General features: G+C 51.9%; 10 protein-coding genes. 1 reads left to right on the forward strand and 9 read right to left on the reverse strand.

Features of this window, described 5'->3' with window-relative positions:
* Position 1: 1 nt before the first annotated feature.
* From EP25_RS0106510 to EP25_RS0106545, 8 genes are all read right to left on the reverse strand, one after another.
* Positions 2–880, reverse strand: a complete 879-nt coding sequence (locus EP25_RS0106510; RefSeq protein WP_031433122.1) for a prephenate dehydrogenase — start codon at positions 878–880, stop codon at positions 2–4.
* On the reverse strand, positions 870–1982 hold the full coding sequence (hisC, locus tag EP25_RS0106515) for a histidinol-phosphate transaminase (protein WP_031433123.1): 1113 nt from the start codon (positions 1980–1982) through the stop codon (positions 870–872). Before hisC ends, EP25_RS0106510 begins: the two co-directional genes overlap by 11 nt.
* 21 nt (positions 1983–2003) lie before the next feature.
* Positions 2004–3089, reverse strand: a complete 1086-nt coding sequence (pheA, locus tag EP25_RS0106520; protein ID WP_031433124.1) for a prephenate dehydratase — start codon at positions 3087–3089, stop codon at positions 2004–2006.
* Between the two features lie 12 nt (positions 3090–3101).
* Complete coding sequence (gene serC, locus EP25_RS0106525) at positions 3102–4181, reverse strand: 3-phosphoserine/phosphohydroxythreonine transaminase (RefSeq protein ID WP_031433125.1); 1080 nt, start codon at positions 4179–4181, stop codon at positions 3102–3104.
* Positions 4181–6766, reverse strand: coding sequence for a DNA gyrase subunit A (gene gyrA, locus EP25_RS0106530; RefSeq protein WP_031433126.1), 2586 nt, complete (start codon positions 6764–6766; stop codon positions 4181–4183). Before gyrA ends, serC begins: the two co-directional genes overlap by 1 nt.
* 244 nt (positions 6767–7010) lie before the next feature.
* Positions 7011–7730, reverse strand: coding sequence for a dienelactone hydrolase family protein (locus EP25_RS0106535; RefSeq protein WP_031433127.1), 720 nt, complete (start codon positions 7728–7730; stop codon positions 7011–7013).
* A gap of 9 nt (positions 7731–7739) precedes the next feature.
* Positions 7740–8132, reverse strand: a complete 393-nt coding sequence (locus EP25_RS21830) for a Dabb family protein (RefSeq protein WP_051906447.1) — start codon at positions 8130–8132, stop codon at positions 7740–7742.
* Entirely contained in the window at positions 8129–8614 is a 486-nt protein-coding gene (locus EP25_RS0106545) for a low molecular weight protein-tyrosine-phosphatase (protein ID WP_031433129.1), read from the reverse strand. The genes EP25_RS21830 and EP25_RS0106545 overlap by 4 nt, the downstream gene beginning before the upstream one ends.
* Before the next feature lie 185 nt (positions 8615–8799).
* Between EP25_RS0106545 and EP25_RS0106550 the strand changes: the two genes are divergently transcribed.
* A complete protein-coding gene (locus tag EP25_RS0106550; protein ID WP_031433130.1) occupies positions 8800–10551 on the forward strand; it encodes a methyl-accepting chemotaxis protein in 1752 nt (583 codons plus the stop codon).
* Between the two features lie 78 nt (positions 10552–10629).
* Here the strand turns inward: EP25_RS0106550 and EP25_RS0106555 are convergent, their stop codons facing one another.
* Entirely contained in the window at positions 10630–14106 is a 3477-nt protein-coding gene (locus EP25_RS0106555; protein ID WP_031433131.1) for a hypothetical protein, read from the reverse strand.
* Positions 14107–14278: the final 172 nt, after the last annotated feature.

Here is a 14278-nt window from a genome sequence, read left to right on the forward strand (position 1 = left end):
ATTATTTTTCTAACTGATCAAGAAAACGTTGCCGTGCTTCTCTGGCATACGTAAAGGTTGCGAAAAGCTGCTGACTCTCATCATGTTCCAGCATCTGTTGAATTTTGCTCAATTCAGCCTGCAGTTGCTGAATCAGCGGAATGATTTCCTGCTTATTGGCCATGCAGATATCCAGCCACATGGTGGGATCGCTGGAGGCGATGCGACTGAAATCCTTGAAGCCACCGGCGGCAAACTTAAAGATTTCGACCTGCTCATCCTTACGCCCCAATAAATCGACCAGGGCGAAGGCCAAGATATGCGGCAGATGACTGGTGGCCGCCAACACCGTGTCGTGATGCGCCACATCCATCAGCGACACAGCCGCCCCCATGCCTTCCCAAAAGCGGGTCACTTTCTCCAGCGCGACCTCATGACTATCCTGCAAAGGCGTGATGATCAAGCGCTTGTTTTCGAATAAATCCGCCATGCCCGCCTCGACGCCACTGCGTTCGGCGCCGGCGATCGGGTGAGCCGGAATAAAATTACTCGGCACCCGTCCGAACACCGCCTTAGCGGCACTGACGATGCTGCCCTTGGTGCTGCAAACATCGGTATAGACAGCCGTATCATTCCAATAGGGTTGCAATAGCTTGAAGATCGTTTCGGCCGCGCCGACCGGCACGGCAATCACTACGCAATCGGCATCCGTGACGGCCGGTTCGATATCGGTATAAAACCGGTCGACAACCCCCAACTGCTTGGCGCGTACTAAGTTCGGGTTATCGGTTTCCCGGCCAAAGGCCACGACTTGTTTGCACAACCCCTGTTTGCGCGCAGCTCTCGCCACGGAACTGCCAATCAAACCAACGCCAATTATGCAAAGTTTATCAAATAGCATTTAACACTTGACTCAACGCGGTAATGAATACTTGGTTCTCCCTTTCCGTACCGATACTGACCCGCAAATGATTCGGCATCTCGTAATTGGCGACCGGCCGCACGATCACGCCTTTTCTCAGCAAGGCTTCATAAATCGGCAAAGCGGGCCTGCCGAGATCAACCGAAACAAAATTGCCTGCCGACGGAATCCACTCCAACCCCAATGTTCGAAAAGCCACCGTCAACTGTTGCATGCCGGCAGCGTTCGCCGCGACCGTTCTATGCAAATAATCTCGATCGGACAGCGCGGTCTCGGCGGCCGCCAGCGCAAGCATGTTGTTATTGAAAGGCTGCCTGACCCGATTTAACAAATCGGCGATTTCCAGCGAAGACAAGCTATAACCGACACGCAGACCAGCCAAGCCGTAAGCCTTGGAAAAGGTCCGCGTGATAATCAGATTCGGATAAGCGCGCAGCCAATCGATCGACCTGGCACGCCTGTCGGGTGCAACGTATTCATGATAGGCTTCATCCAATACACAGAGCACCGTACTCGGCAATGCCTTTATGAACGCCTCCAACTCGTCCGGTTGCAACAACGTGCCGGTCGGGTTGTTCGGATTGGCGATAAAAACCAGACGGGTTCTGTCATTGATCTGCTCCGACATCGCGGACAAATCGTGTCCATAGTCCTTGGCCGGAACAATTCGGGCCGTGGCGCCAACCGCTTGGGTCACGATCGGATAGACCGCGAACGCATGTTGCGAGAACACTACATCCAGATCCGGTGTCAGAAAGGTTCTGGCGACCAGCTCCAGGATTTCGTTGGAACCGTTACCCAGGGTGATCTGCGCCGAATCGACAGACAATTTTTCCGCCAGGGCGACTTTCAATTTAAAACCGTTGCCGTCGGGATAACGGGTCAATTCCGGCAAGGTTTTCTGAATCGCTTGAGCGACGCGGGGATTTGTGCCCAAAGGATTTTCATTGGACGCCAGTTTGACGATATCGCTGAGCCCCAACTCCCGCTCCAATTCCTCTATCGGCTTGCCCGGAACATAAGGAACGAGTTTTTGCACCCCTGCCACCGCCAAGGTACTGATGCTATGTTTTTTATTCATTGATGTGCAAAGAGAAAGAAATTAAATGACGGCCTTGGGATAGGAACCGAGAACTTTCAACAAATGGACGTGTTGCTCCAACACTTTGAGTGCCTTAGCGACATTTTCATCGTCACGATGGCCGTTTAAATCGATAAAAAACACATAATCCCACAACCCTTGTCGGGAAGGACGGGATTCGATATGTGCCATACTAATGCCGTATTCGGCGAACGGCGCCAGAATTTTATACAACGCGCCCGGCTGATTGCCGGTCGACACCAGAATCGAAGTCTTATCGAAACCGGTCGAAGACGGTTGCTGATGTCCGATGATGATAAAACGAGTGGTATTGTTGGAATCGTCCTCGATATTTTTTTCCAGGATATTCAAATCATACAACTCAGAGGCAACCGCCCCTGCGATGGCCGCCTTGTTGGGATTCTTGGCGGCTAGCCGCGCCGCCTCGGCATTGCTGCTGACGGCGGTACATTCGATACCGGGCAGATAAGCGCTCAACCATTGCCGGCATTGGGCCAACGACTGTTGATGCGAAAACACCTCGGTAATGTCCTGTAGGCTTTCCATCCTGCCCATCAAGTTCTGATGCACCCGAATCTCGACTTCGCCGCAGATTTGCAGCGAGGATGTCATGAAGCGGTCCAGAGTATGGGCGACGACACCCTCGGTGGAATTTTCCACAGGCACCACGCCAAATTGACAATGGCCGTTTTCCACGGTCTTGAAAATATCGTTAATGGTCGGTACGGCAATATCTTTGACGGCATGGCCGAAATGCTTGAAAGTCGCCTGTTGCGTGAACGTCCCTTGCGGCCCCAGGTAAGCGACTTCCAACGGCTTTTCCAGAGCCAAACAAGCCGACATCAGTTCACGGAAAAAACGTACCGAGGTGTCGTCCGAGAAAGGCCCCGGATTCAATTGCTTGATGCGGCGCAACACCAAGGCTTCGCGATCCGGGCGATAAAAGGTACCGGTTTCACCTTCGGCGATTTTGGTCTTGGCGACTTCCATCGCATAGTTAGCTCGCTGATTGATCAACTCGAGAATTTGTCGATCAATCTCATCGATTCTTTTCCGCAACTCTGATAAGGGAATGATAGCCGTCATGATCTCATTGTCTTAATGGGTTCTTTCGAATTCAGCCATAAACTCGATCAGAGCATCAACACCGGCCTCCGGCATTGCATTGTAGATACTGGCGCGCATGCCGCCAACCGAACGATGTCCCTTCAAGGTCGCCAAACCATTTTTTTCGGCTAGAGCCAAAAACTCCTTGTCCAAGTTACTGTCGGCAAGCACGAAAGGCACATTCATACGCGAACGGCAAGCAGGATCGACCGGATTGCTATATAGCGAGGAGTTATCGATCGCTCGATAAAGTTTTTCGGCCTTACGGATATTTTGCTGCTCGATGGCCGCTACTCCGCCCTGCCGTTTCAACCACTGCAACACGAGACCCAACAAATACCAATTGTATGTCGCCGGCGTATTCAACATCGAATCGTTATCGATTTGCTGCTTATAATCGAATACGCCCGGTACCGAAGCGTCGGCATGGCCGACCAAATCCTCGCGGATAATGACGACGGTGACGCCGGCAGGCCCCATGTTTTTTTGCGCGCCGGCATAAATCAAGCCGAATTGACCGACATCGACCGGCCGCGACAAAATATTCGACGACATATCCACCACTAACGGCAAATCGCCCGTATCGGGCACATCGGAAAACTCGACACCGTGGATTGTTTCATTCGAGGTATAGTGCAAATAGGCCGCGTCAGGATCGATATTCCAGCTGTCTCGTTCCGGTATGGTCGTGTATCGCGAGTCTTCCGAACTGGCCGCAATTTGCACTTGGCAGTACTTTCCGGCCTCTTTGATGGCCTTGTTCGACCAGGCACCGGTCTTGACATAACAGGCCTTTTTTTTGCCTCGCAGAATGTTCTGGGGAATAAAGGCAAACTGCGCCGTTGCCCCGCCCTGCATCAGGGCGATCTTGTAATTGTCGGGAATCGCCATCAGCTCCCGTAAATCCTGTCGTAATGCTTCGGCAATCGCCATGAAATGCTTACCGCGATGACTCATCTCCATGACCGACATCCCTGTGCCCTGCCAGTCCAGCATTTCGTCACGCGCCTGTGACAACACTTCTTCGGGCAACGCCGAAGGTCCCGCACTAAAGTTATAAATCCGCGCCATCAGTCTTGATCTCCTGTAATATCGGCCTCGTCTGCTTGAAGCCCCTCTTCATCTTCTCCGGGCAAGCCTTCGATACGATCGACGCCCACGACTTTTTCATCGTCATCAGGGCGAATCACTGTCACCCCTTGAGTATTTCTGCCCACGATAGAAATCTCATTGACTCGAGTACGAACCAATGTACCGCCATTGGTAATCAACATGATTTCATCATTATCGTTGACCAGCACCGCACCGACCACCGCACCATTGCGCTCGCTGGTCTGAATGGCGATCAAGCCCTGGCCTCCCCGCTTGTGACAGGTAAATTCTTCCAACCGGGTTCGTTTGCCATAGCCGTTTTCGGTGATATTCAGCACCATGCCTTCGGTGGCGATGATCAGGGAAATAACCTTCTGTCCCGGTTGTAGTTTAATACCCCGCACACCCGCCGCCGTTCTCCCCATCGGCCTGACATCCTGCTCTTCGAAGCAAACCGCCTTACCGTCGCTGCTGAACAACATCACTTTCTGTTCGCCATCGGTTATCGCGACGCCAACCAATCTATCGTTATCGCGTAAATCGATGGCAATTTTACCGTTACTCCGCTGCCGCTCAAACTCTTTCAGCGGAGTTTTCTTCACCGTACCGGATGTCGTCGCCATGAAGACATAGCGGTTGTCGCTATATTCCCTGACCGTCAGCATGGCGTTAATCTTTTCCCCTTGCTCCAAAGGCAGCAGATTGACGAACGGTTTGCCGCGCGATGCCCGGCTGGCGACCGGTAGGTTAAACACCCGTAACCAATAAACCTTGCCCAACGAAGAAAAGCACAAGATCGTATCGTGGGTATTGGCGATAACCAGTTTTTCGACAAAATCCTGTTGCTTGGTCGCCGTGGCCGATTTGCCGCGCCCGCCGCGGCGCTGCGCCTTATAATCGGCCAACGGCTGCGATTTAACATAGCCTTCATGCGACATCGTCACGACCACATCTTCCTCGGTAATCAGATCTTCGGCCGTCAGGTTCAGATAATCCTGAACGATCTCGGTGCGCCTGTCATCGCCATATTGCTCCTTAATGACTTCCAGTTCCTCGCGAATGACTTCCATTAGCCGCGCATCGCTACCGAGAATTTCCAGATACTCGTCGATTAATCGCAGCAAGTCCTTATACTCATTGACGATTTTATCCTGCTCCAAGCCGGTCAAACGATGCAGGCGCAAATCGAGGATGGCCTGGGCCTGGGTCTCGGAGAGGCGATAGACGCCATCGACCAGACCGAATTCCGGCGCCAGATCCTCCGGCCTGGAGCGGTCGGCATCGGCTCTTTCCAACAACGATGTCACCAGGCCGGCATTCCAGGTCCTGGACAACAAGCCGACTTTGGCTTCCGCCGGATTGGCCGAGGTCTTGATCAACTCGATCATTTCATCGATATTGGCCAACGCCACCGCGAGGCCTTCCAACACATGCGCCCGCTCGCGCGCCTTCCGCAGGTTGTAAATGGTTCGTCGGGTGACGATTTCGCGGCGATGGTCGATAAAAGCATTGAGAATCTCTTTCAGATTCAGGCAATGGGGGCGGCCGTTGTGCAAGGCCACCATATTGATGCCGAATACCGTCTGCAGTTGAGTCTGTTTGTACAGATTGTTCAACACCACTTCCGGCACTTCGCCCCGGCGCAATTCGATGACCATGCGCATACCGTCCTTGTCGGATTCATCGCGCAAGCCGGAAATGCCTTCCAATTTACCTTCCTTGACCATTTCGGCAATCTTTTCCAACAGGCGAGCCTTGTTGACTTGGTAAGGCAATTCGGTGGCGACAATCGCCTGACGCCCGCTATCGCCGATGTCTTCGAAATGACAGCGGGCGCGCAGATAAATTCTTCCTCTCCCGGTGCTGTAGGCCTGAAAAATACCCGAAGCTCCGTTGATGATGCCGGCGGTCGGAAAATCGGGGCCTGGAATAATTTTCATCAAGTCGGCAATGCTCAAGTCGTCGTTTTCGATCAAGGCCAGACAACCGGAAATAATTTCGCCGAGATTATGCGGAGGTATATTGGTGGCCATACCCACGGCGATACCGGAGGAACCATTGACCAGCAAGGTAGGTACACGGGTCGGCAATACGGCCGGCTCCGCTTCCGATTCGTCGTAGTTAGGCACGAAATCGACCGTTTCCTTATCCAGATCGGCCAGTAATTCGTGCGAGATCCTGGCCATGCGCACTTCGGTATAACGCATCGCCGCCGGCGAATCGCCATCGACGGATCCGAAGTTGCCTTGACCATCGATAAGCATATAGCGCATGGAAAAAGGCTGAGCCATCCTGACGATCGTGTCATAGACCGCGGTGTCGCCATGCGGGTGGTATTTACCGATCACATCGCCCACCACACGCGCCGACTTTTTATAGGGCTTGTTCCAGTCATTGCCCAGCTCGCTCATGGCAAAGAGAACACGACGATGAACCGGCTTCAATCCGTCTCTGACATCGGGAAGCGCTCGACCGACGATGACACTCATGGCATAGTCGAGATAGGATTGTTTCATCTCGTCTTCGAGATTGACGGGAATAATTTCTTTAGCGAAGTCTGTCATTGCTCCGTGGTATCCAATTCAGCCGTAAGCCTTTTCTACATGAATTCCTTATAAAACAGTCTAGTAAAGAAACAGCTTTGCCGAATAAAATGCCAGACTGATAAGGCCTCAAAAAACCTAACAATTATAACAAATTGAAGAGATTGAGTCGAAATAAGAACGGAGTGGGAATTCGCGCCTGCGAACTAGAAGACAATGCCTCCGACAATAGTGTCGGAGGTAGGTAACAAGCAGCAAAAACGGATTACGCAAACACTTCGGCCAGGAAGTTTCTCATGCTTTGCCAGGAGCGATTATCGGCAAGCGGTTGATAGACCGTACCGAAACCGGGGTCATTGGCCACCGGGTTGGTGAAGGCATGCATGGTATTGCCATAGACATGGACCTGCCAGTCGGCGCCGGACGCGGTCAACTCCTGTTGCAATGCGGCTACTTGCTCGGGCGGCGCCATGGGGTCGTCATGACCATGCAAAACCAGCACTTTGCCTTTGATCTGCGGCTTGTCGATGTTGTCGGGCGCCCCCAACAAACCGTGGAAAGAGACCACCCCTGCGATATCGGCACCGGAACGCGCCAAATCCAGCACGCACAAACCGCCGAAACAAAAACCGATCGCCGCAATTTTACGGTCATCCACCCAAGGCATCAATTTAACCGCATAGAGCGCCGCATTGATGCGCCTTTGCAGCTTTGCTCTGTCTTCCATGAAGGGCCGCATCAATATGGCATTTTCCTCGGGTCCCGACCCCGAAACACCCTTTCCATACATATCGAGGGCGAATCCCAAATACCCGAGCTCCGCCAATTTTCTTGCCTTGGCCGCCACAAATTCATCGCGTCCGCCCCAGGCATGACTGATCAATACGGCCGGACGCTTTTCCTCGCTCGAATCATCGTAAGCGAAATAACCTTCCAATAATACATCGCCGTCAAGGTAGCCGACGGTATTTGCAACGATTGCCATGATTAAACCTCATTCCGACATAAAGTCATAAGCAACGACACGATTAACCAGCGGTTTAAGTTGCTGTTCCAGAATTTTTTTATGTTTGGGATGCTGAATATACGCTTGCAAAGCTTTTTTATTTTCCAACGTCACGGTAATGGCAACATCGAAGGTATCATCGACAATCACCCGGTCGCTGGGAACAACAACGCCAACATGACGATTGACGACGCCCGGCAACCCGTTCAGTTGCTGGCTGGCTTGGACGAATTCATGTCGTATTTGCTGGTTACCCGACTCCTTCAACCAAACCAAAACCACATGACTGATTTTTCCATCGGATTCCGCGACCGCATTGTGCGTTGGGAAAAGCAGCATGGCGGCCAGCCAAACTAGCAGAGACAATGATCTTTTTTTCATTCTATATGCCCTTGTTGTTGTAATGAATTTAAAAAACCCAGCGAGGCTTCTTCGACCATATCCAGTACCCGTTCAAATCCGTATTTACCACCATAATAAGGATCGGGCACTTCGCGTTCGCCAATATGCGGAGCAAAATCCATCAAATATTTGATCTTCGATTTATGCTCGTCAGGGCAGGCTTCCATCAGAATCTGGAAATTATCATCGTCCATGGCTAACAGATAATCAAAATCCTCGAAATCTCCAAAAATCACCTTCCTCGCCCGGATACGCCCTAAATCGATGCCTCGCTCCCTGGCGGCTTTTTGCGCCCGCAGATCCGGCGCTTCGTTGATATGGTAGGCATGTGTTCCAGCGGAATCAATTTCGAACCGATCTTCCAATTCCTTTTGTGCCAACAAGGCCTGAAAAACACCTTGGGCGGTGGGCGACCGACAAATATTTCCCATGCAAACAAAGAGTACTCTGATTTTATTCATGTCGATAAAGTTTTTAACCATGCTGACGCTAACAATTTTAAGCTTAAAGACTACAATCTTTAAATTTAAGTGCAAAAATAATCTTAATAATCCGTTAACATAAGACATGTTCATTCCTCAAGCAACAAAATAACAATGATTCAAACAAGAACTATAAAAAATAAGCACCACCCGGAGATAAAACCATGCTGATGATGAACTGGCATTCCGTCGGCGTAAAAGTCGTCGCGATCACCATGGCGGTATTGACCGCCATTGGCATCGGATTGTTGATTCTGTATGCCAATCTGCAAAAACAACAATTGATCGACAACAAAATCCATTCGGCCAAACAATTGATGTTGGTATCGGAATCAGTACGCAACCATGTCGTCAACAAATGGGAAGCGGGCCTGTTTTCAAGTGATCAACTCAAGCAACTGATCCAGAACAAAAACAACTCGACGGCGAGAAATCTGGTACTGGCCACGGTTCCGGTCGCCAATGCCTGGCACATCATCCAGGAAAAAGCCCAGGAAGGCGATTTTCGCTTTAAGGCTCCACGGGTAAACGCGCGCAACCCGAAAAACGAGGCCGACGACATCGAGCGCCGGGTGTTAGCCCATTTCAAGGACAACCCTGCAACCAAGGAATTTGTTTACATCGACGAAGACAACTACGAAGCGCGTTATTTCCGGCCGGTCAGACTGGTCAAACAATGCGAGCTTTGCCATGGCAACCCGGCTAATTCCGCTCGAATCTGGGGCAATAACGAAGGCAAGGATATCCTCGGCTACCCAATGGAAAACAAATCCGCCGGCGATCTGCACGGTGCCTTCGAAATCATCACGCCTTATGGGCCCGGCGCCGAAGAACTAAAGACGAACATTTTGTCGGCCATCGGTTTCATGCTGCTAACCCTGATCATCATTGCCGTTACCGGTTACTTCGTCATGAATAAAATCATCATTACACCGCTAACCGAACTAGCCCTCAACTTGCAGGATATTAGCAGCGGCGAAGGCAACTTGCGCGCCCGCCTGAAGGCCGAAGGCAAGTCTGAATTCGCCTGGGTCGCCAGCAGTTTTAACTCATTCGTTAAAAAGATCGCCAAAACCATAGACCAAATCTCCTCGACCAGCGAAAAACTGGCCACCGCCTCCCACCAACTGGCCAATATTACCCACGCCACCGAGTCCGGCGTCGCCCGGCAACTGGAGGAAACCACCCAGGTGGCCACGGCCATGGAAGAGATGACGGCAACGGTACAGGAAGTGGCGCGCAATGCCGTCAATGCTTCCAATGCGGCGGCGATTGCCGACGAGGAGGCCGCCTCCGGCAAAAACATTGTCAATGACGCCGTTAACGGCATCAACAGCCTGGCATCGGAAGTCGAAAACGCCGCCAATGTCATTCATGAACTGGAAAACGATAGCAACAGCATTGGCGAAGTATTGGGCGTCATACAAGGCATAGCCGAGCAGACTAACCTACTGGCATTGAATGCGGCGATCGAAGCCGCCAGGGCCGGAGAACAGGGGCGCGGTTTCGCGGTCGTCGCCGACGAAGTCAGAACCCTGGCCAGCCGCACCCAGAACTCCACGCTGGAAATTCAGCAAACCATCGAACGCTTGCAAGGACGGGCCAAGCAGGCCGTCGCGGTGATGGAAAACGGTCGCAAGCAAGCCGCCAATAGCGTCAAGCAAGCCGCCTCGGCCGGCGAGTCTATCACTAATATCAGCGAACGCATCGACACCATCACCGATATGAACAACCAGATCGCCAGCGCGGCGGAGGAGCAAACCGCCGTCGCAGAAGAAATCAACCGCAATATCAACAATATCAGTTCGGTGTCCGAGGAAACGGCCGATGGCGCTAAAAACACCTCGGCAGCTTGCCAGGAACTACTCGAACTGGCCAATCAGCTACGCGAAATGGTTGGTCATTTCAGAACCTGATCCCTTGGCCACAAGGATGTGGCGATAATTGGATTCCTACGGTTTACCCTAGGAATCCAAACTGATCGACCAATCACGTTATCGCGATCTTTCCCTTGGCGGCCCCAAAGGGTCGGCGCCGATCGTCCCGACCAGACTTTCGAGATATTCCGGACGAGTAACCCAGTGCAAACGCTCTTGGGCCTTTTGTAAACGTTGTTGTATCTTCATTTCAACAGCCGGTTTACTATGGCTCGTCTCGTTCAGAAACCGTTGCAGGGAATCGACATGCCGCTGCCACAGACCAATATCCCTTTGCTGCTTGATTTCAAGACGTTCGCGGTACCAATCCGAACCGAGTAAATATTCCTTGGTAAACATGGAGCGTATGTCAGGATGATGGGCATCCTTACCTTCGAACTCGCCTAACGCCATAATGTGCAGTAAGGCATACAACGGCGGACAGGCGTCTTCGACGCTACCGTCGTTCAGATATTGTTGCGCCACGCGCTGCTGCGTTTCCACGATATTATTGACGCCGTCGACAAACACGGCCAAGTTTTGAACCTCCGGTTTTAAAATGTCTTCGTTGAATACCGCGCTCGGATTATCGAACACCTTGCCCATTAATCCATGCACGAAACGGCTGGTGATGCGATATCCCAAGCGGCTAGCCAATACTCTTTGCCCTTCGTGTTCGAAATCCTGCAACGACTCCAGAAATTTATGCTCGATCAGGTAATCGGGTTGTCGCTCGTGATGTTTCAAACGAGCCCAGATTTCGGGAATCAGCAGACTAACATCGTGATCGACCCGGACATTGGGGCCAATATGCCCGGCTGAACTGGAAAAGCCGGGATAACCGGTCAGAATGTAGGAGACTAGCGTATTGTTCAGATCCGCCGTGGCGCGCAGGGCATTGAACGGCCCCTTGGTCAAGGCCCCTTCGCTGCCCGCTCCGGTGGTGGAGGGGGATTTACCAGTCAGGGAACTGATAAAGTCCATGAACAATTCCGGCAGTTCCTGATAATGGATGGGATTATAGACCGCCAATGACCGAATACCGGGTTCAGGAGGATTATTACGGCGCCCCGACAACACTGCGTTGACCGGATGGCATACCGGCTGCCCCAGTGGAATTTTGCGATGGAAACGGGCGCCTATTTCGGCAACATATTTACGCAACGGCTTGATCAAATCGGCCCGGGTTTCCAAATAACGAGGATTTTTCGATGGCTTACCATCAACCAAGCGCGGATGGGCGGACGAAACCACAAAACCTTTATTTTCTTGATAGGCCACGTTGAGCAAGTCGTACATCGGTTGCGTAAAACGGGAAAAGGTCAATACATTTTCCACGATCGCCGCCAGTTTTTCATGGTCTAAGGGTTCGTAATTGGCCAGAAAATTACCTGGAGCGGCCATATTGATTTCAGTCTGTTTGTCATAACCGGGGATGATCGCGTCATCGGGCCGCTGAAACAGACGATATTCGCAATTATGCACCAGCTTAACGCTCTCATAATCGCCGGTCGTGGCGATATAATCGGCTATCGTCGAAGCAGGCACGACGACCGAGGCGGTGATGTCGTCCTCCATTTGCACTTTTTCCGCCGCCAGATAATCCTGCCGAACTTTAAAGGTACGCCAATTGCCGTCTAAGTCGAAACCGACACGCAGATAGGTCGCGACGATCTTACGATCGCCCAATTTCAATTCATGTCCAGGAGCGCCATCAATCACATCGACAGACAAATATTTCCGCCAATCATTGCCCCACTCTTCCCGATAAAACCGTTTGATTAAGAACACTAGGGCAAGAATGCTGGGGGGAATGGACTTCAACCATTTGTTGTATTCCGGCTTTTGGCTGGGCGACGGCGTTAACAATTTGATCACCGATCCCAAACTGCGTTCCGGGCTCAATGGTTTGCGGGTCGGGTCACGGTCTTCGTCCTCGAAGCCGGGCAAGAAGCGATCGCTATAGTCCTTATCGAAAATCTCCTGGACCCGGTCCAGATCCTCCTGCAGCACATCGACGAACAAGGGGCCAAAAATCACGGCGTCCTCGATCGACTTGGAGATTTCCGATTTGCCGCCTCCGGAGACGGTACAAGGCTTATGGCAAAGAGTGCCTTCCGGGGCCGTCCCGACCAATCGCCACGATGGCGCCCCCGGATGCTTTTGCATTTCGACTTTGTATCCGTTCGGCTGGATATAAATTTTGCCCGGTTTCAGCCTCAGCGTTTGAGTTTTTAATTTTTTGCGCCAGGTTATCGTTTGCGCATTCAGGTTCATACGCAGGTCTTGCTGGACATAGATGATCTCGGGGAAGCGTTTGTCCACGGCATAACCTTCCGGACGAACGTCCATGATTTCACCGTACCGGGCCACCATATCATCAAAACTGTAACCCGGTTCGCGGGTCTTGCTGCTGACGCCGAACTCATCACCGTGGTTGAAACGTTGGAAGGCCAATGCACCGCCGGCATGCTCCTCTTCGGCCAACCCATACAGATTGGCCGCATAACTGATCTGTGTCTTGACCTCTTTCTTGCAGTAACCGAAGTAGTTGTCGGCCAGCAAGGTCACGATGACGCCGTTGCGGTCGCGCGCGGTCACCTTGAACGCCTGGCCATCGTTGTACAGTTCGTCGGGATCTTGCCAACACATACCATCCTTGCGTTGCCGCGCGGTCGCTTGGTCCCAATGCGGCAGGCCAAGCTCTTTTTTCGTCAGCGTTTTCAAATGCGGAGCCAAAATTACGCAACCGGTCTGTCCGCTCCAATGTTCGACATCCAACGCGGCATCGCATTCCGGCAAGGCCGGATTGCCGCCATTGCCGAAAATACTCTCGACGAAATCCAGGTTTCCTACCAAGGTTCCCGGCGCAAAGAAGCGCACCTCCATCGATTTCTCCGCCTCCACGCCGGGAATTTCCGGACAAACGACGGGACGCAACAAGAGTGACGCGAACATTCGCGCCGCTTCCGCTTGATTCGCTGTAAACGGGAGAACCAATAATTCTTCCGGCGGATTGACCGCATGTTGCAGCATGGCGGCGAAGGCATGTTTCGGCACTTCTTTTTTGTCGGAAGGAACGGGCAATCCGCCTGCCGCGATATGAAACGACCCCTTGGTAGTACGCCTGTCGCTGGCCGGGTTGTGCAATATCCCCTGTTTAACGCGATAGCTGGAAACAATATCGGACACGAACTTGTCTTCACCGATCGGCAAGGATAATTCCCTGGCCACGCCGTGCCTATCCAATTCAAAAGTAATCGTGGGCAACGACGGAAATTGCTCCAAATCGAGGTCGGAAAAATAGTCGTTCAAAAAATTCTGGATACGCTGATCGGCCGGATAATACGATGTCGTGGCCAACTGGCGACTTTTCTCCAAGTAACTGAGCAATAAATCGTTAGCCGTATCCATGAACTCTGCCGAATCGGCATCGATACAAGTCGGCTGGCCGCAAGAGGCCAGCTTGAGATTGATGTAAAGATGCAACTTGCGCCGTTCAGCAACGATGTCAACCGGCTGATTGTCGATACCTAAGGCCTTTAATTGGTCCATTGTATTCCCCTGAATAGTGTTTGGTTTTCCCTATAACAACCGGGAAAAGCGAAATCTGTGTTTGTGGCCGTAAAACCGTTGTTAAAACCACAATTAAACCCGTCTGTAGCGACCGTACCAATCACGAAAGCAAGCCTAGTCTCAGTTGCTATTCAGCCTCAACCTGGACTTT

The organism is Methylomarinum vadi (assembly GCF_000733935.1).
Lineage (GTDB): Bacteria > Pseudomonadota > Gammaproteobacteria > Methylococcales > Methylomonadaceae > Methylomarinum > Methylomarinum vadi.

Excerpts from the sequence above, each read along its gene's own strand:
- EP25_RS0106510 (WP_031433122.1), bottom strand. The coding sequence starts at position 880 with ATGCTATTTGATAAACTTTGCATAATTGGCGTTGGTTTGATTGGCAGT.
- hisC (WP_031433123.1), bottom strand. The coding sequence starts at position 1,982 with ATGAATAAAAAACATAGCATCAGTACCTTGGCGGTGGCAGGGGTGCAA.
- pheA (WP_031433124.1), bottom strand. The coding sequence starts at position 3,089 with ATGACGGCTATCATTCCCTTATCAGAGTTGCGGAAAAGAATCGATGAG.
- serC (WP_031433125.1), bottom strand. The coding sequence starts at position 4,181 with ATGGCGCGGATTTATAACTTTAGTGCGGGACCTTCGGCGTTGCCCGAA.
- gyrA (WP_031433126.1), bottom strand. The coding sequence starts at position 6,766 with ATGACAGACTTCGCTAAAGAAATTATTCCCGTCAATCTCGAAGACGAG.
- EP25_RS0106535 (WP_031433127.1), bottom strand. The coding sequence starts at position 7,730 with ATGGCAATCGTTGCAAATACCGTCGGCTACCTTGACGGCGATGTATTA.
- EP25_RS21830 (WP_051906447.1), bottom strand. The coding sequence starts at position 8,132 with ATGAAAAAAAGATCATTGTCTCTGCTAGTTTGGCTGGCCGCCATGCTG.
- EP25_RS0106545 (WP_031433129.1), bottom strand. The coding sequence starts at position 8,614 with ATGAATAAAATCAGAGTACTCTTTGTTTGCATGGGAAATATTTGTCGG.
- EP25_RS0106550 (WP_031433130.1), top strand. The coding sequence starts at position 8,800 with ATGCTGATGATGAACTGGCATTCCGTCGGCGTAAAAGTCGTCGCGATC.
- EP25_RS0106555 (WP_031433131.1), bottom strand. The coding sequence starts at position 14,106 with ATGGACCAATTAAAGGCCTTAGGTATCGACAATCAGCCGGTTGACATC.